General features: G+C 48.6%; 16 protein-coding genes. 11 read left to right on the top strand and 5 right to left on the bottom strand.

What is annotated here, in order from left to right:
- Nucleotides 1-121 precede the first annotated feature (121 nt).
- Complete coding sequence (locus tag ACI3EW_RS12230) at nt 122-733, bottom strand: 50S ribosomal protein L25 (RefSeq protein WP_329751649.1); 612 nt, start codon at nt 731-733, stop codon at nt 122-124.
- A 475-nt stretch (nt 734-1,208) separates the two neighbouring features.
- On the opposite strand from ACI3EW_RS12230, the gene murI reads away from it, so the two are divergent.
- The 4 genes from murI (at nt 1,209) to ACI3EW_RS12210 (ending at nt 4,511) form a co-directional block, all read left to right on the top strand.
- Nucleotides 1,209-1,982, top strand: coding sequence for a glutamate racemase (murI, locus tag ACI3EW_RS12225; RefSeq protein WP_118530641.1), 774 nt, complete (start codon nt 1,209-1,211; stop codon nt 1,980-1,982).
- 144 nt (nt 1,983-2,126) lie between these two features.
- The gene (locus ACI3EW_RS12220) at nt 2,127-2,735 is read left to right on the top strand and encodes an NAD(P)H-dependent oxidoreductase (protein WP_215703292.1); all 609 of its coding nucleotides are present in this window, start codon (nt 2,127-2,129) and stop codon (nt 2,733-2,735) included.
- Nucleotides 2,736-3,189: 454 nt separating this feature from the next.
- Nucleotides 3,190-3,750, top strand: coding sequence for an RNA polymerase sigma factor (locus tag ACI3EW_RS12215; RefSeq protein WP_405581180.1), 561 nt, complete (start codon nt 3,190-3,192; stop codon nt 3,748-3,750).
- Nucleotides 3,732-4,511, top strand: a complete 780-nt coding sequence (locus ACI3EW_RS12210; RefSeq protein WP_405581177.1) for a hypothetical protein — start codon at nt 3,732-3,734, stop codon at nt 4,509-4,511. The genes ACI3EW_RS12215 and ACI3EW_RS12210 overlap by 19 nt, the downstream gene beginning before the upstream one ends.
- Before the next feature lie 297 nt (nt 4,512-4,808).
- Here the strand turns inward: ACI3EW_RS12210 and aroE are convergent, their stop codons facing one another.
- Nucleotides 4,809-5,693, bottom strand: a complete 885-nt coding sequence (gene aroE / locus ACI3EW_RS12205) for a shikimate dehydrogenase (protein WP_329751653.1) — start codon at nt 5,691-5,693, stop codon at nt 4,809-4,811.
- A 471-nt stretch (nt 5,694-6,164) separates the two neighbouring features.
- Between aroE and ACI3EW_RS12200 the strand changes: the two genes are divergently transcribed.
- Both ACI3EW_RS12200 and ACI3EW_RS12195 read left to right on the top strand, forming a co-directional pair.
- Nucleotides 6,165-6,683, top strand: a complete 519-nt coding sequence (locus tag ACI3EW_RS12200) for a shikimate kinase (RefSeq protein WP_118530653.1) — start codon at nt 6,165-6,167, stop codon at nt 6,681-6,683.
- A 17-nt stretch (nt 6,684-6,700) separates the two neighbouring features.
- Nucleotides 6,701-8,293 carry an AAA family ATPase gene (locus tag ACI3EW_RS12195; RefSeq protein WP_405582374.1) on the top strand — a complete coding sequence of 531 codons (1,593 nt, stop codon included), beginning with the start codon at nt 6,701-6,703 and terminating at the stop codon, nt 8,291-8,293.
- Nucleotides 8,294-8,540: 247 nt separating this feature from the next.
- On the opposite strand, the gene ACI3EW_RS12190 is transcribed toward ACI3EW_RS12195, so the two are convergent.
- The 3 genes from ACI3EW_RS12190 to ACI3EW_RS12180 all read right to left on the bottom strand — a co-directional run bounded on the left by ACI3EW_RS12190 (nt 8,541) and on the right by ACI3EW_RS12180 (nt 12,933).
- Nucleotides 8,541-11,384 carry a translation factor GTPase family protein gene (locus tag ACI3EW_RS12190; protein ID WP_215703313.1) on the bottom strand — a complete coding sequence of 948 codons (2,844 nt, stop codon included), beginning with the start codon at nt 11,382-11,384 and terminating at the stop codon, nt 8,541-8,543.
- Between the two features lie 120 nt (nt 11,385-11,504).
- The gene (locus ACI3EW_RS12185; RefSeq protein ID WP_118530662.1) at nt 11,505-12,437 is read right to left on the bottom strand and encodes a CehA/McbA family metallohydrolase; all 933 of its coding nucleotides are present in this window, start codon (nt 12,435-12,437) and stop codon (nt 11,505-11,507) included.
- On the bottom strand, nt 12,421-12,933 hold the full coding sequence (locus tag ACI3EW_RS12180; RefSeq protein ID WP_118530666.1) for a DUF6669 family protein: 513 nt from the start codon (nt 12,931-12,933) through the stop codon (nt 12,421-12,423). The genes ACI3EW_RS12185 and ACI3EW_RS12180 overlap by 17 nt, the downstream gene beginning before the upstream one ends.
- A 226-nt stretch (nt 12,934-13,159) precedes the next feature.
- Here ACI3EW_RS12180 and ACI3EW_RS12175 point away from each other — a divergent pair, with 226 nt between their 5' ends.
- The 5 genes from ACI3EW_RS12175 (at nt 13,160) to ACI3EW_RS12155 (ending at nt 17,745) form a co-directional block, all read left to right on the top strand.
- On the top strand, nt 13,160-13,825 hold the full coding sequence (locus tag ACI3EW_RS12175) for a glycerophosphodiester phosphodiesterase (protein WP_182426772.1): 666 nt from the start codon (nt 13,160-13,162) through the stop codon (nt 13,823-13,825).
- Entirely contained in the window at nt 13,825-14,655 is an 831-nt protein-coding gene (locus ACI3EW_RS12170) for an ABC transporter permease (protein WP_118530669.1), read from the top strand. Before ACI3EW_RS12175 ends, ACI3EW_RS12170 begins: the two co-directional genes overlap by 1 nt.
- A gap of 13 nt (nt 14,656-14,668) precedes the next feature.
- Nucleotides 14,669-15,643 (top strand): ABC transporter ATP-binding protein, encoded by a 975-nt coding sequence (locus ACI3EW_RS12165; protein WP_118530673.1) that lies wholly within the window; start codon nt 14,669-14,671, stop codon nt 15,641-15,643.
- 68 nt (nt 15,644-15,711) lie between these two features.
- Nucleotides 15,712-16,881 (top strand): extracellular solute-binding protein, encoded by a 1,170-nt coding sequence (locus ACI3EW_RS12160; protein ID WP_118530676.1) that lies wholly within the window; start codon nt 15,712-15,714, stop codon nt 16,879-16,881.
- 15 nt (nt 16,882-16,896) lie between these two features.
- Nucleotides 16,897-17,745 carry an ABC transporter permease gene (locus ACI3EW_RS12155; protein ID WP_118530679.1) on the top strand — a complete coding sequence of 283 codons (849 nt, stop codon included), beginning with the start codon at nt 16,897-16,899 and terminating at the stop codon, nt 17,743-17,745.
- The last annotated feature ends 13 nt before the right edge of the window (nt 17,746-17,758 follow it).

The raw sequence follows: 17,758 nt of genomic DNA, 5'->3' as shown, positions 1-17,758 counted from the left end.
CCCTTTTTGAAAAATGTTTAAGTTTTCTGTGAAACTGCTAAAAAAACTGGCGGCGCCGCCCACAGGGGAGCAGTACCGCCAGTTTTGATTTTATTTGATAAATTATTCGATCCCAGAGCAATTACTTGGTCTCTTTGTCATCTGCAGCTGCTGTGCCAGGAGCTGTTGTCACTTCAGTAGCCGGAACAACGTTGTGAACCGGGATGACGGAGAGTACAACTGCCTCCGGATCAGTCTTTAAGTCGATGTCTTTGTTCTTTGCGATCTCGAGATCTTTCACGTGGACAGTATCGCCGACCTTCAGGCCAGCGGCATCCAGAGTCGTTGTCTCAACAAGAGCGGACGGGAATGCCTTATAAGCAACCTCGCTTAAGTCTTCCTGAAGAACACCGCCGATAACGGCTTCACGGTTCAGGATCACGATCTCAGCAGTAGAAGAAACTTTCTCATCGCTTACCAGTGCCTGGAAATCGATCTCATCGATCTTTCTGGTCATGGAATTGTAATCAACTTCCTTGATCAGGACATCGTAAACCTGACCTTCGACATCAAGATTGATCTGGCCGCCTTTATGCTCTGTCTTTAAAAGACGATCAACATCCATTGCATTCATCTTTACCGGGATAGAACCTTCGATGGCATGTCCGAAAACATTGCCTGTAACAAATCCTTCTCTTCTTAATCTCTTTGCCTTAACATCCATGCTTCTTTTTTCAGCTTTTAAAGTAGTCATTTATCTTTTCCTCCAAAAATCTGATTGCCGGCAAACAACTTCTTTTGTTCTGCCGGATTCGCTTAGCAGCCCTCAGCTTTGAAAAGGGGGTTTTGTTAAGTTTGGTTGAACATTTGCTGTTCTCTTTGTTACAGCGTTAGTATAGCAGCATTTTGCAAAACAGATTAACCAAAAATGAAAAATATTTTGACAAAAATCTTAAAAATTGCACAAAAAGCGAAAGTGGGGAGGCTGTGGATGGTCAAGCGGAGGAAAATGTGGTAAGATGGATGAAAGATGGAAAATCCAGTAACAGTGGAGAGGATTGAAAAAGCAGACTCCGCAGATATGAGGGAATACCATGTTGATATTGCGCCAACAGAGCGGACTCCCTGAAAGAAGCGATGGGAGAATTGCGGCAGGAGATTCAGCGATACGGAAGCTCTGGCAGGCAGAGTGATATAGAAGAACAGAAAAACGGTGAGGTGACAGAAAAATGAGTACAGACAATCGCCCGATTGGCGTTTTGGATTCCGGACTTGGCGGGATCAGCGTGTTAAGAGAGCTGGTCAAACTGATGCCGGGAGAAGATTTTATTTATTATGGAGATTCGGCGAATGCCCCATACGGAACAAGAACGCCGGAGGAGGTCATCGACCTGACAAAAAAAGATGTGGAATTTCTGCTGGAGCGGGGCGCGAAAGCAATCGTCGTGGCCTGCAATACAGCGACAAGTGTGGCGATCAAAGAACTTCGAGCCGCATATGAGGAGGTTCTCCCGGTGATCGGGATCGAACCGGCGTTAAAACCTGCGGTCAAGGCAAAGGAACATTCCAAAGTCGTCGTCATGGCAACCCCGATGACGCTGTCACAGACGAAATTTAATTCGATGATGCATATTTATGAGGACGATGCGAACATCATCAAGATGCCGTGTCCGGGACTTGTGGAATATATTGAAAGCGGCGTGCTCGATGGACCGGTTCTCGATGCTTATCTGGAAAAACAGTTTGCACCGTACGACAAAGCAGAGATCGATGCGGTCGTTCTCGGATGTACGCATTATCCGCTGATCCGTGAGGTGATCCAGAAACATCTGCCGGGAGTTTTCGTTTACGACGGCGGATTCGGGACCGCAAAGCAGACGAAAAGGCGTCTTGAGGAGCGCGGACTTCTCTCGGACCGGGAATCCGGCGGAAAAGTTGAGATCTTCAACAGCAGGAACACGGAGGAGATTCTGGAGCTGTCGAGACAGCTGCTGAATATGTGACAGCCAAAGGAAAATCTGTGATAAAGACGGTCTGAAATGTGTGTAGAAACAGTGAAATTGCTTTTGGCTTCATGATAAGTGTAAAAGCTGGATCAATATAGCAGAATCAGGTGCATGGGTAAAACATAAACAGGGAGATCAGCAATGAAAAAGTTATTATTCATCGATGCCTGCGTCAACCGCGGCATCTCAAGGACGGAACAGCTCGCACAGGCGTTATTAAAGGAAATGAATCAGAACGGGGAGTATGAGATCGAGACTTTAAATCTTGAGGATGAAGATCTGAAACTCTTCACGGGTAAGGAGAGCGCACTCCGGGAATCGCTTACAAGAGCAGGAAATTTTGAGGGACCGCTTTTCACTTACGCGAAGCAGTTCGCGGCTGCGGACCGGATCGTTGTTGCAGCTCCGTACTGGGATTTCTCATTCCCGGCGCGGATGAAATGTTATCTGGAGCAGATCTGCGTGACAGGTCTGACGTTTACATTCTCCTCCAAGGGCATTCCGGGCGGTCTGTGCCATGCAGACAGTCTCCACTATGTGACGACCAGCGGCGGATCCATCGGGGAGCTGAACCTCGGATATGAGTATCTGGAGAAGCTCTGCAAAGTCTATTACGGGATCCATGAGACCGTATGCTATACCGCTGAGGGACTCGACATCGAAGGGAACTCGGTGGAGGAGATCATGAAAGAGGCGGAAGAAAAGGCAGTTCAGAAGTACAGGGAGTTTACAAGCAGGAGCAAACTGTGACGAATCATATTCAGGAAAACGAAAAGCAGAAAGTCAGGAAATTTACGCTTGATGGCAAGCTGTGACTGAGAGAATATGAGTCTGGCATGTGTGGAGTCCCTGAAAAAGAACGATCGGTCTGTACGGGGCAGGATCGCGGACTGGATGTGCATGCGTGTAAACTAAATAAACGGATCATGATACAGGACAGTGCGTCGACAGAAATGTGGAGCACTGTCCTGTTTTGTCTGGCAGGAAATTCCGATGAAATTTCCTGATAAAATAAGAAGGTACGATGTATCAATGATGCGTACTTATGCGAAGGTGCGGATTGCTGCAGACAACTTAGCGTTAAGACTGAATGTGACGAAGCCAATTTTTTGTCTTTTTTATATAAATTATTAGAAAAAATGAACTTTCCTCAAGGTTCCTGTCTCTATAAGACAGATGCATCAAAAAAGAGAGGAGGCAGGACATGGATGAAGAGAATATCGTGAGACGGATGATCGATGGCGACATGGAGGCATTCGGAACGTTGATGGAGCGATATGAGAAGCCGGCGCTCAGAGCCGCATGGCTGATATCCGGAAATGCTGCGGACAGTGAGGACATTGTCCAGGAGACATTTACCGCCTGCTATTTAAACAGAAAGAAGCTCAGAGAGCCGGCGGCCTTTAAGACATGGTTTTACCGGATCCTCACGAGGTCGGCATGGAAGATCTGCAAAAAGACAGGGCGGGAGTGTCCGGAGGAGGAACCGGCATCCGGGCAGGAGGACACAAAACGGTCGGTCCTGGAAACCTGCATCATGAAGGAGGAGGAACGGATCCTTTTTGAGGCGGTGGAGAAGCTGCCGCCGAAACAGAAAACGGTTCTGATCCTTTACTATTATAATGACATGCCGATCCGCGAGATCGCGAAGGTCTGCGGAGTGTTCGAGGGCACGGTGAAATCAAGACTGTACCATGCGAAGGAGCAGTTAAAGAAGGTCCTCACGCAGGAGGAAGGAGGAAAAACATGGACGATCCTATCTTAGAAGAAAGACTGAAAAAAATGTTTGAGAGCCGCGCAGGCGAATTTCCGGATGAATCCCTGCGGGAGGTGCGGATCAGGAAACGTGTACATGAACAGATAGAAAGAGAGGAAACTCATATGAAGAGAGGATTTATGAAAAAGGCAGTGATCGCGGTGGCAGCGATCTGTGTATTTGGCAGCATGACAGCATTTGCGATCGGGAACATTGCGGGAGTGACATCGCACAGTGACCGGAGAGATGAGGTGCATACTTATGAACAGGCGTTAAAGCTTCAGGAGGAACATGGCCCGAAGGTAAATTTCCCGGAACAGTTTTCCAATGGATATACGTTCGAGAGTGCTGTCCCGGTGAACTATGAGACGAGTGACAAGGATGGAAATAAGCTGGGCAAGGGGATCCATCTCGACATTACTTACGGAAAAGAGGGGATGGAACCGATCACATTTTCTGCGGAAGTCGGTCTGGACGGCGGGAGCGCTCCGACGGATGTAAAGACGTGCGGGGATGGCACGGAACTTCGATTCTATAAGACGGTCAACAAATTTGTGCCGGCCAATTATGAACTCACCGAGGAGGACAAAAAGGCCCAGGAAGCGGGCAACTTTGACCTTGCTTACGGCAGTGATGAGATCGAGATCACAACCTCCTGTATGGTCGAGTGGGACATGGACGGTCAGGGGTACAGCCTGTTCAAGTTTGGCGAGGAGCTGAGCGCGGAGGAGATGTTCGCGATGGCGGAGGAGATCATCGATGCACAGTAAAGCGGTATATTTACAAATAAGGAGCGATTCGGGCAGCTTTTCATGGGTAGGGATGTTCTGAACGGAAAATGAGGTATTGAGGAAAATAAAAGAATCAGATCAACAAGTGAAAACACGCTTCGCGAGTTTCCCCTTGTTATCGCGACAGTCGCCAAGGTCTCGCGCAAGCGCGGACTTTGGCTCGTTGTTCGCGTAAATGAAAAAGCCGGTGAAATCGGGTGGAGCTACCCTGATTTCATCGGCTTTTTGTGAAATCCGGCATATCCGGGATGCAGGATCAAAAACTTGCAGACTGTCTTATCTGGAGAAAAACTCACGTTTGATCTGCTCCACCGGCATCTCTTTTCCGGTCCAGAGGCGGAACGCCTCGGCGCCCTGGTAGAGGAGCATGTAGGAACCGTTGAAGAACGGGTTTCCCTGATGTTTTGCCATGGAGAGGAGTCTTGTCTCACGCGGATTGTAGATGATGTCGGATACGATGAGACCGTCCGGGAAGACGAGATCTTCCGGGACCGGGCAGGTATCCTCGTGCGGGGCCATGCCGACGGAGGTTCCGTTTGTGAGGATGGCGCTGTCTGCGAGTTCCTGTTTTAAGAGTTCAGCGTCGGAAAAATCGCAGATTTTGATCTTGCAGTCGGTGATCTTTGTGAGTTCGTCCACAGTATGTACCAGGCGGTCATAGAATCGGCTGGTCGGTCTCACGAAGACAGAGATTTCCTTTAAGCCGTCGAGTGCCGCCTGGACCAGGATCGCGGTCGCGGCGCCGCCGGCTCCGAGAAGAGTCATTTTTTTGCCGATGATGTCATAACCGGCATCTTTTACGGACTGCATGTAGCCGATGCCGTCGGTGTTATGGCCGATAAGGCGTCCGTTTTCGTTTACGACCGTGTTGACAGCGCCGATGATCCGGGCAGCGGTGGAGAGTTCGTCGCAGAGGGAGACCATGAGGTTTTTATCCGGCATGGTCAGGTTGAAACCGCGGGCACCGAGGACTTTTAAGCCGGCGACAGCGGTTGGAAGTGTTGCTTCATTTACGTCAAAGGCGAGATAGCGGTAGTCGAGACCGAGTGCTTCAAAGGATGCGTTGTGCATCATTGGGGAGATGCTGTGGGCGCAGGGACTGCCGAGAAGGCAGATCAGGGCGGTGTGGCCGGTGATCGGGGTGGGTGTATGATGTTCCATTTTATGGGTACCTCCGGGGATTATTTTCATTTTTTTATTATAGCAGTGGGGGTGGGGGAATGCAATGGAGAGATGAAATGCAGAATATGTTGGCGAGTGGTACGCGGTGAGTTTCCGGGCAGGAGTGCGGGGATGCGGGGAGGGTTCCTCTAAGCCCCCGGGAGACTGCTAAGAACGGAGAATCGGGGACACAACTCGCTGCGCTCAGACAAGTGTCCCCGATTCTCCAACGCAGTCACCCGCGAGCTAAGAGGAAGCCAGCTCCCCGCATCATGCACTCCTGCCCGGAAGCTCACCGCTGGGAGATATTGGGTGCTAAGAAGGATGCGCTGGCGGAAGCTTACTGCAGGGCCTGCGGTAATCCCCGGCTTGCAGTTCTTTTTTATATCTGCTATACTTTTCTTAATGATACCTGTGAGGACAGAACGGAAATTCTGTGTGGCACGGGCGGCGAAAGAGGAGAATGTAAGGATGGCAGGACTGAAGGAACATATTTTTCTGATCGGATTTATGGGATGTGGAAAGAGTACGAATGCGGCGCGTCTGGCGGAGATGACCGGGGCGGAGCAGGTGGAGATGGATCAGGAGATCGTGAACGGGGAACAGATGGAGATCGCGGAAATCTTTAAAGAGAAAGGTGAGCCATATTTCCGGTCACTTGAGACAGCGCTGATCCGCAGTTTTTCAGACCGGGATCCGGCGGTGATTTCGTGCGGGGGCGGAGCCGTGCTGAAGGAGGAGAATGTCCGTCTTATGAAGAAATGCGGAAAGATCGTCCTTCTCACAGCGACACCGGAGACGATCTATGGGAGAGTCAAGGACAGCACAGAGCGCCCAGTCCTGAATGGAAATATGAATCTTTCTTACATTGAGGATCTGATGGAAAAGCGTCGTTCGAAGTATGAGGCGGCCGCAGATATCACCGTTGCGACGGATGGAAAGACAGCGGAGGAGATCTGTGGGGAGATCCTTGGTAAGTGCGGAAAATAAAGAAGGGAGGATTTCACATGGGAAGTTACCTGAATCCGGGAAGCAAGGGATTTCAGGAGAGACTGAATTCTGAAATTTATGTAGATAAGACAGGTCTGATCGAAAAAACGAATGCAGTTTTGGATACAAGACAAAAGTTCCTGTGTGTAAGCCGACCAAGACGTTTTGGAAAATCAATGGCAGCAGATATGCTTGCTGCTTATTATGAGCGTGGGGAAGATGCAGATTTATTGTTTCGTTCGCTGAAGATCAGCAAAGCGGAATCCTATCGTGCTCATTTGAATCAATATGATGTGATCAAGGTAAACATACAGGAATTCCTCAGCATGACAGGAAGTATGGATGAGATGCTTTCGATGTTGAAAAAATATCTGGTGTTTGATCTCATGGAACATTTTGATGATGTTCGTTTTCGGGATGAGAGTAATCTGATCCAGGTAATGAAAGATATTTATGCAAAGACGAAACGAGCATTTGTGATCCTGATCGATGAATGGGACTGCCTGTTCCGGGAATACCAGCAGGATCAGGATTCACAGAAGAAATATCTGGATTTTCTGCGGGCATGGCTGAAGGATAAAGAGTATGTTGCTCTTGCGTATATGACAGGCATTCTTCCGATAAAAAAATACGGATCACATTCTGCGTTAAATATGTTTACAGAGTATTCCATGACAGATCCGGGGGAGCTTGCGGAGTATTTTGGATTTACCGGACAGGAAGTGGCACAGCTCTGTCAGAAATATGAGATGGATTTTGACGAAGCAAAGGCATGGTATGATGGATATGGGCTTGTCGCACACCGGCAGTCCGGGGATCAGTATTATTCCATGTACAGCCCGAAATCTGTTGTAGAGGCCATGCTCAGACATAAGTTTGGAACATACTGGAATCAGACGGAAACTTATGAAGCACTGAAGATCTATATCCAGATGAATATGGATGGGCTGCAGGATTCAGTCGTCAGAATGCTTGCAGGCGAGGAAGTGTACGTCAATATTGGTACATTCAGTAACGACATGACGACTTTTGCGACAAAGGATGATGTCCTTACGCTCTTGGTACATCTTGGATATCTGGCTTACAATAGTACGAATGGGACAGTGGAAATTCCCAATAAGGAAGTTTCGAAAGAATATGTCAATGCGATCAGTACCATGAGCTGGCATGGAGTTGCGGATTCGGTGGAAGCATCCCGCAGATTACTGGATGCACTGTGGAAAATGGATGCTGATGCAGTGGCAGCAGGAATCGATAAGGCACATGAAGAGATTTCTATTCTTCAGTATAATGATGAAAATTCACTTAGCTGTACGGTCAGTCTTGCATTTTATTTTGCGAGAGAATATTATGCGATCGTGCGTGAACTGCCATCAGGAAAAGGATTTACTGATATCTGTATGATCCCACGGAAACATCATCTGGATAAACCGGCAATTATCATAGAATTAAAGTGGGATAAAGGTGCGGATGCCGCGCTGGCACAGATAAAAGAAAAGCAGTATGGGAATGCATTGAAAGATTACCATGGAAATTTACTGCTGGTGGGGATCAATTATGATAAGAGTACAAAGAAACATGAATGCGTAATCGAATCCATGAAAAAATAATGGATCGGATAAGATAAAAAAGAGACCTTCACGGTCATCCCCAAATTTTCAGAAGCTGAATATGTCAGCGGCAGAAAATTGGGAAGACAGGTGAAGGTCTCTTTTTTTGTTCTCCGGGAAAATTAGATGAAACTTTCCGGAAAAAGGCAGTATGTTCCAGGAATGTGCACTTGCGAGAAGCCTGAGAATGCCGCAGGCAACCGCGCAAGGCAGAAAAATGAGAAATTCCGCCATTTGCGAAAAATGACTACGGCATCTCCGGTTTCTTCCCCAGCCGCACATCTTCCAGATATTTTCTCGTCTCCTCATCGGCGTGCAGGAAGAGGTAATTCTTCGCACTGCCGGTATGTTTTCCTTTCTCCTCGGAGATCAGCTTGCCGACGCGTTCGATCTCTTCACGGAAATCTCTTGCGGACCAGAGGATGCAGCCCTGGCTGCGGATGATGAGCTGGATCACGCCGTCGGAGGTTGCTACGGTGGTGCGGTAACGCCTGCCGATACGGATCGCGACTTTTTCGATGTACTGGTCTGCGGTCTCCGCTTCTTTTGTATACACAACGTGAATGTTGTGATATTTCTGGACTTTCTCGACACCGCCCGGAACCTTGTAGGCATCGAAGACAACGATGACGCAGATCTTCCGGAATCCCTGATAATTGCTCAAGATGTCCATGAGCTTGTAGCGGGCCGCATCGATATTGACGGCGGCAAGCTCACTCAGCTCGTCCCATGCAAAGATGATGTTGTAGCCGTCGACGAGAAGATATTCGTCTTCCGGCTCCTCTTTCTCTTTTGACGGTTTTACAGGAGCTGTATTTTTGGCCCGGATCACGGTGCGGGAGTCATAGTCCGAGGCGAGTTTTCGCTTCGGTTCGCCGTATGTACGGGTGAAGATCGCCTGGAGTTCCTTATCATCATAGAAGGAGAGGGAGCCGTCTCCGCGGCCGCGGGAAGAGCCGGAACCTGTATTTGCAGCAACCGCTGCCTCAGAAACAGCACCAGAGGGACTGCCGGAACGAAACTTTGCACTGCCGCCGGCTGCTCCGGCCGGAACTTTCCCGGCCGCCACATCGGCCTCCATCGCCTGGAGCCGTTCATTTGCCTCTCTTAAATCCCGCTCCTGCGCTTCCTTCGCAAGCTGCTTTGCGAGCGGACTCTCCACATGCATATAGTTTTTCACTTCGTTCCACGGAACGACAAAGCCGGCGCCGTGGGAGCAGAAAACAGATCCTGCCGGGTCCTGAAGGTCAAAATCGAAATCATATCCGGAAGCAGCGATGACTTCCTCCGCGTTGTGGCACGGTTCATACCCGGAAAGGCTGAGCGTCAGTCTTCCGCGTCCTTTCGTGTAGGAGATCACATCCCGCTGGTAGTTCCGCATCGTGGAAACCGGCGCGGTCCCGGTGAGCAGAGCCATTGCGCCGTCCTGCTCCGGTGCGGAAAATTCACCCTGCATCCGGTCGAGGTCCGCCATCGCGCGTCCGAGATTCTCGGACGGAACCTCCAGACGGAATGCGTAGTAAGGCTCTAAGAGCACACACCCCGCCTCGCAGAGTCCCTGACGGACAGCGCGGTAGGTTGCCTGACGGAAATCCCCACCCTCAGTGTGCTTCTGGTGGGCACGTCCGGCGATCAGAGTGAGCTTCATATCGGTGATCTCAGAGCCCGTTAAAATCCCGCGAAATCTCTTTTCTTCGAGATGCGTTAAAATCAGTCTCTGCCAGTTCTTATCCAGCATATCCTCGCTGCAGTTGGTATCAAAGACGAGTCCGCTTCCCTGCTCTCCGGGTTCCATTAAAAGATGGACTTCCGCGTAGTGGCGCAGCGGTTCGAAATGTCCGACGCCCTCGACGGTCTTAGCGATCGTTTCCTTGTAGACAATATTTCCTTCTCCAAAACCGATCTCCACGCCGAAACGGTCCAGAACCTGGCTCTTTAAGATCTCCATCTGCACATCGCCCATGACCTGTGCCTGAATTTCGCCAAGCGCCTCGTTCCAGACAATGTGGAGCTGCGGGTCTTCCTCCTCCAGCATGCGCATATTTTTGAGCATGGTGTGGGAGTCTGTTCCGAATGGCAGTAGGATCCGGTATGTGAGGACCGGCTCCAGGAGTGGAAGAACACTGTCGGAGGCAGTTCCGAAGACCTGTCCCGGCTTCGTGTCGGAAATCCCTGTGACAGCCACCACCATGCCGGGTTCCGCCTCCTTTAACGCCTCGAACTTTGAGCCGGAATAGAGCCGGATCTGGTTGATCTTCTCATCTGAATCAAGTGACAGCGAATCACGGATCTTCAAATTTCCGCCCGTGATCTTCAAATGCGTCATCCGTACACCTGTCTCGTCGCGGGAGATCTTAAACACCTTTGCACCGAAGTCCTTCGTATAGTCCGGGCATGACGCAAATTCCCCGAGGGCGGTCAGAAATTCCCGGACGCCGGTGAGCTTTAACGCGGAGCCGAAAAAGCAGGGAAAGAGCTTCCGGTTCTGGATTGCGTTCCGAACGTCCTCCGTCTTTAAGCTGCCGTCTGCCAGATAAGCTTCCAGAAGTGCTTCATCGCAGGTGGCAATCTCCTCAGCGGTTTTATCAGAAGTTCCAAGAATATCACGGTTTCCGGACACCCCGCTGAAATCCACGATCCCGTGATCCAGCCGTTCCTTCAGTGATGCCAGCACCGCCTCTCGATCCGTCCCCTTCTGATCCATCTTATTCACAAAGAGAAATACCGGGATCCGATACCGTTTTAAAAGTCTCCACAGTGTCTCCGTATGTCCCTGAACCCCATCAGCTCCGCTGACGATCAATACCGCATAGTCAAGGACCTGCAGTGTCCGCTCCATCTCCGCCGAAAAGTCCACATGACCCGGCGTGTCGAGGAGTGTCACGAAAGTATCGCCCAACGGAAAGACCGCCTGCTTTGAAAAGATCGTGATGCCCCGGGCGCGTTCAAGCGCGAAGGTATCAAGAAAGGCGTCACGATTGTCCACACGCCCCATTTTCTTTAGTTTTCCTGTCTCGTATAAAATTGCCTCGGACATCGTTGTCTTTCCGGCATCGACATGCGCGAGGATTCCGATCACAAATCGTTTCATATATTAAGTCCGCTTTCTGAAAATTTCCATAACGGTCCACTGAACCAGTATTTAGACACAGTATATCAGAAAAAAGAACCTTATGCAACGATACAGTGGCGTATCAATGGGCGGCCCCTGTCAACAGGGATCCGGTCGGAAGAACGGACGCGCAATGCAGATGAGATGTTCCCAGTCTACCAGGTCCTGATAGATAAAGAACAAGGCAGCCTGTCTGATCTCAGAAAGGACAGATGTGGGCAGGACACAGAGAAACCCGTCGAAGGAAAATACATGACGGCCCTGTTCTGTGCGCAGCTCACAAAGATAAGATCCATGGATATCAGGGGGCGTCAGTCCCGGCTCTAAACGGATATAGAGCCGTTCCCGGTCCGCAAACCAGTCTGCGACCGGTCCGCGGGTGACGCAGGTTTCCGTATTTTTGATACAGTGTTCCAACTGATCCTTCAGAGAGCGGTGGAGGAACGGATCAGAGATCCGGAGGAATGTTGTAAACAAATGGTCCGGAAGCTGTGGCTGATGCAGATCAAGTCCGGATGTGGCCGCGATATGGTATCCCTGAAAGATCAGATCCTCCCACCATAAGATCGCGTTTTTGTTGTCAGGGATCATCGGGTGGGCATTGTTTATGATCTCAATGAAATCGATCAGACTGTGGTCATGGATCCTCATGGACCAGCGCATCCCGGTAGAAAACGGAAAAGGAATGGAACAGGGGTGGGCAGGACCGGCCAGTCCGCCGGCCTCATGGACTCTCTGAAATAAAGGATCCGCACAGCCAGCATTGATATCGTCCCAGGGAATATAGGAATCGATGTTCTGGCACAGCATATGCCCGAAGTACGAGGTCAGTTCATAGCCACAGATAAATTCGGAATCCGGGGAGATTTCACGGACAGATTCCGGGAGCTGTCTCCAGCCCGATATCGTATTATGATCCGTGAGAGAAAAGGAACGGATATGTTTTGAAGTAAGAAAGCGCACGAGCTCGGTGACGGTCATACTGCCGTCAGATTCTACGGTATGATTGTGAAGTTCAATTCTTTTCCACATGTTCATTTGTCTCCTTCCCGATTTTTGCAGGATCGCGGGATTCTCCGAAAATCTCAAGCTGGTAGGGTGTCTCATCTTCCGCTGCATGAAAGATGTTTATGATGATTTTTGCCATGCCGGAGAGATCCTTACAGGGGATACAGCCGTGGCTGGCAGAATTTCCCGAAATTGTCATTTCCTTTACTTCCCCCGGCATATGGATGTTTCCGACGAAGACGGAATTTAACATGAAGCAGAGCTGGATCTCTGTTTTTATAGCGTTGATTTCCCTGCGGAGCAGATCTTCAGAAACCGGTTGTTCCATATATTGTTCCAGAATTGGGGCAAGCTCCGTCCTACGCCTGTTGAAATAACTGTCAGGATCGGAAGGATGTTCTTTCTGATAAGTAAGAACAACAGAGAGGGAAGAAAGATCAGAAGGAAGAAAAAAATTGTAAATGATATTCCCGTGATACCCCTGATGGAGCACACCGGAAAAACGCTGGATCATTTCCATAAATCGTTGGCCTCCTTAATAAGTACATTGAATTGGATTTTTTTAATGTAACCCATCATTTTAAAATGAAAGAATAAAAAAGGTAAAGCACCTGTAAATGTTTTTTAAATTCATACAATTAAATGTACTTTACTGAAAATTATGGATTTATTTACCTGCAAATGCAGTTACATTTTACAATTAACTGATAGAGTGACGGGGTAAAAATCAAAAAGGAGAGAAAACAATGGGAATCATAACAGCTCATTCAGGATGTGACGGAACAGAAGACAATTCCCTTGAATTTGTCACGTATGCTCTCAGATCCGAGGCAGGTTGTCTGGAAGTCGATGTCCGGAAGGGACAGGATGGAGATCTGATCCTTTCACATGATGACAATGGCGGCGAGGGTGTTTTTTTAAGAAACGTGTTTGAACGGATGGCACAGGTGCCTGAAAAGATGATCAACTGTGACCTGAAGGAAAGAGATCTGGAAATCCCGGTGTACCGAATGGCATGTCACTTCCATATGGAAGAACGGCTGATCTATTCCGGTGAGGTGGATCCGGTCCATCTGGAGGAGAACAAGAAAAATTTTGAAAAAGCCAGAATCTTTTTAAATATTGAAAATCTTTATCCGGATATTTATAAGGAAGAAGAGCAGGACAGGGAAAGAAAGCTGAAAGAGGCGATCGAAAAGGCGGCAAGTCTTCCGGTTACCTGCATCAACGCTGAGTACCATATCCTGACAGATGAGATCATAACCTTTATCAAAGGAAAAGGACTTGGATGCTCTGCCTGGACAGTCAATGATGAAAAGGAACTTAAACGGCTCATGATAAGGAAAGCGGAAAATATCACGACCAGAAATTTAAAGGGAGCGATCCTGGTGAAGAAGGAGATGGAGCTGTAATGATGACGCCGAGAGCATTTTATCACATGATGGGGAAAAGGAACTTTTTGCAGTACATCTTCTTTGCGGCATTTCTCTTTTTCTTCTACGTTCCGCTTATGAATCTGTGTATGCTGGCTTTTGCGGATAAATATGAAGTCCCGGCGATCATACCACAGAAATTTGGCTTTAAGTGGTGGGAATTTGTTCTGGACCAGAACAGTCTTATGGGGTCGATCACGACCTCCTTCGCGCTGGCAATCGTCGTAACAGCAGTCTCCATGCTGATCTGCATCCCGGCCGCTTACGCTCTTGCCAGATATAATTTCAGAGGAAAACGAATCTTCCTCCTGTCCTTTCTGCTCAGCAACGCATATCCGAGAATGGGACTCTACATTTCGATCGGAATCCTGTTTTATAAATTAAACCTGATGGGAACCTTCCTTGGTGTTGTGATCATTCATGTAGTCAATTCCCTGATGTTTATGACCTGGATCCCGAGCGGTTCCTTTAAAAGCGTTTACCGGCAGCAGGAGGAGTCAGCGAGAGACGCAGGAGCAGGACCCCTCAGAACATTTTTCAGCATTACCCTTCCGTTAGCGATGCCGGGGATCGCGGTTGGCGGCGTGTTTACCTTCCTTGGTTCTTTGGAAGAGGCACAGGGAACCCTTCTTGTCGGTTTCCCGGAGGTAAAAACCATGCCGGTAGAGCTTTACGGGGTGATCATGGAATATCCTCTGACTGCAGGACCGGTATTATCGTTGATCTTGATCATTCCGACGATTCTGATCCTGCTCGCAATGAAAAAATACCTGAGTGCAGATACGATCTCGAAAGGTTATGGAATGTAAAAAGGAGCAAGTTATGGAAGAAAAAGTAAAACTTCAGATCAGAAACATGAAAAAGCATTATAAAAACGGGGACGGAGTGGAAAACATCAACATGGATGTCAGGGAAGGTGAATTTCTCACGATGCTGGGACCATCCGGATGTGGAAAATCCACGATCCTCAGAACGATCGGAGGTTTCCTTGATATTGATGACGGAGACATTCTGATCGATGGCTGCTCCGTGAAGGATCTGGCACCGGAGAACCGGCCGACGGCGATGGTATTCCAGAGCTATAATCTGTGGCCGCATATGACGGTGTATGAGAATCTGGCGTTTGGTCTTAAGATAAAAAAATATTCAAAAGAAGAGATCAGCCGAAGCGTGAAGCGTGGGCTTGAGCTTGTAAATATGCAGGGCTTTGAAAAGAAATATCCGGGACAGTTATCCGGAGGCCAGCAGCAGCGGGTGGCGATCGCGAGGGCTCTTCTTTTAAAACCATCGGTCCTTCTTCTGGATGAGCCGTTTTCCGCACTGGATGCCAAGATCCGTGCGCAGATGAGGGAAGAATTAAAGAAAATTCAGGAAGAACTGAAGATCACGGTTGTTTTTGTCACACATGATCAGGAAGAGGCCATGGCTCTTTCCCATCGGATCGTTGTAATGAACAAGGGAGTGATCGAGCAGATCGGAACTCCGACCGAAATCTATGATCATCCGGCAAGCCGGTTCGTGGCATCCTTCATTGGGGAAATGAATTTCCTGCCGGATGGAGGAGTGAAGACACTGGCTGTGCGTCCGGAGGATGTGATCGTGACAAAAGGTGATGTATCCGGTGAGAAAAAGGGATATGTCCGGACAGTCATGGTCCTTGGACATTATGTCGAGGTCAATGTAGAGTCCGATGGTCAGATCATAAAAACATATGTACCAAAAGGCGCGGAGGAAGAATTTAAGCCGCGCGATCTGGTATCAATGAAATTTATAAAGACATACGAGTATTGTGCCTGAATATAAGTTCAGACGATGAGATCCCTTTTGTTCCCAACATCATTCATATATTAAAGGAGAAATTGAAAATGAAGTGCAATGGAAAGAAAATTACTGCGGTTATCATGTCTCTGGCAATGGGAGCGGCGTTTATGACGGGCTGCTCCGGGGCAGGAAATACAACTGCACAAAAAGCAGGAAACGGAAAGTCCGTCGTTACCGTGTGGGCCGGTGGATCGGATAATGTCCGTGTACAGTTTGAAAAGCAGATCGAAACATTTAATGCTTCTCAGGACAAGTATGAAGCAAAGTTGGAGTTTATCACATCCGGTACAGGAGCGGAAGGCCTTTTTGACCGTGTAGTGGCGGCAAAAAAGGCGGGTCAGACGAAAACAAACTTTGATGTGATCGAGCTTGGCGGAGACGAAGTGACAAAGTACATCTCGGAAGGAGGAGAAGACTTCTTTGTAACGCTGGATCGTTCTAAGATCCCGAATGCAGAGAATCTTAAAGTGGAATCCACCTACAGAAATGATCTGGTAATCCCATATCGCGGAACAACCGTGGTCCTTGCGTATAATTCCGATGTTGTGAAGGAACCGCCGAAAACAGCAGAGGAGCTGTATCAGTGGATCAAGGATCATCCGGGCCGTTTTGCATACAATACTCCATCCTCCGGTGGAGCCGGCGGTTCCTTTGTTGTGACCAGTATTTACAACTATCTCCCGGAGGAGGCGCTTACCTCTTCTGATGAGTCCTGGAAGGAAAAGTGGGGAGAGGGCTTTGATCTTTTGAAAGAGCTCCATCCGTATATGTACCAGTCCTCCGGCAAAGTTGTATACCCGAACAAAAACCAGGGAACACTGGATCTGCTTGCAAATAAAGAGGTTGATATGGTTCCTGCATGGGCAGATATGGCGCTGACCCAGATGAAACAGGGAACGCTTCCGGAATCCATCCGCATCAGTCAGATCGACCCATCCTTTACAGGAAATCCGGTGGTTCTCGGAATCCCATCGATCGGATCCAATGAGGATGGTGCATACGCCTTTATCGATTACATGCTGAGCGCAGATGCGCAGAATATCGCTCTTGATTCCATGGCGGCAATTCCGGTTATCGATTACAGCCTTCTTGATCCAGAGCTCACAAAGACGATCGAGACCCTGAAGGTCGATTCCTTCCGTATGAGCAGCCTTGGAACTCTCGGAACAGAGTTATATGAGGAATGGGATAAAGAGATCGGAACTCTTCAGTAGGAGAAGTGAGAGAATATGAAAAAAACGACCGTTCAAAAGATATTGCCATATCTTCTCATTTTCCCGTCGATCATGATCATGGTAACGGTGATCTTTTACCCGATCGCAGTCAGTCTTCTTCGCAGCTTCCAGCTGGAGGAAGGCGGCTGGGGTCCTGACAATTACATATTTTTCTTTACAGACCGCATTCAGCGCGGGAACATTCTTTATACACTTGAGATCGTGATGGCTACCGTAGTGCTGGCGATCGGGATCTCCTATTTCCTGGCGATCTATCTCAGATTTTCGGACTCTGTTGTCAGCAGGGCGATCGGTCATCTGTATCTGCTCCCGAGATTTATTCCGGGAATGGTGGCAGTGAACGGCATGATCACGGTTATCCGGGATTCCGGACTGATTAACCGGATCTCACAGCTCTTTGGACTGAATATCAAGCTTGGTCTTATGTATAACGGAAAAGGAATCGTGCTGATGAATCTCTGGTTCAACATACCATTCGCTACAATGCTCCTTGCGGCAGCGATGTCCAAGATCCATAATCCGGTCATTGAAGCGGCAAGGGACGCCGGTGCCGGAAAACTGAGGATCTTAAAAGACATGATCATTCCGATGACTTACCGGGATGTGTTCGTAGCAGCTACGTTTGTATTTATGAGCAACATCAGTTCATTTACAACCCCATATCTTATGGATGGAACAAATCCCCAGATGATGGGAATCGCTCTTTATAACCAGTTTAACAATATGCATTATGAGAAGGCAGCGGCCCTTTCTGTGATCATGTTCCTGTTTTCTGTTTTGTCGGCAGCAGTCTATGTCTATACGAACATGAAAGAAAACGACTGGGAAAAACAGGCGGGATAACAGGATGGAGGAA

The organism is Pilosibacter rotomagensis, assembly GCF_045062245.2.
GTDB lineage: Bacteria > Bacillota > Clostridia > Lachnospirales > Lachnospiraceae > Pilosibacter.
Note: the sequence above shows the minus strand (reverse complement) of the source record. Positions and strands in the feature narration are given on the sequence as shown.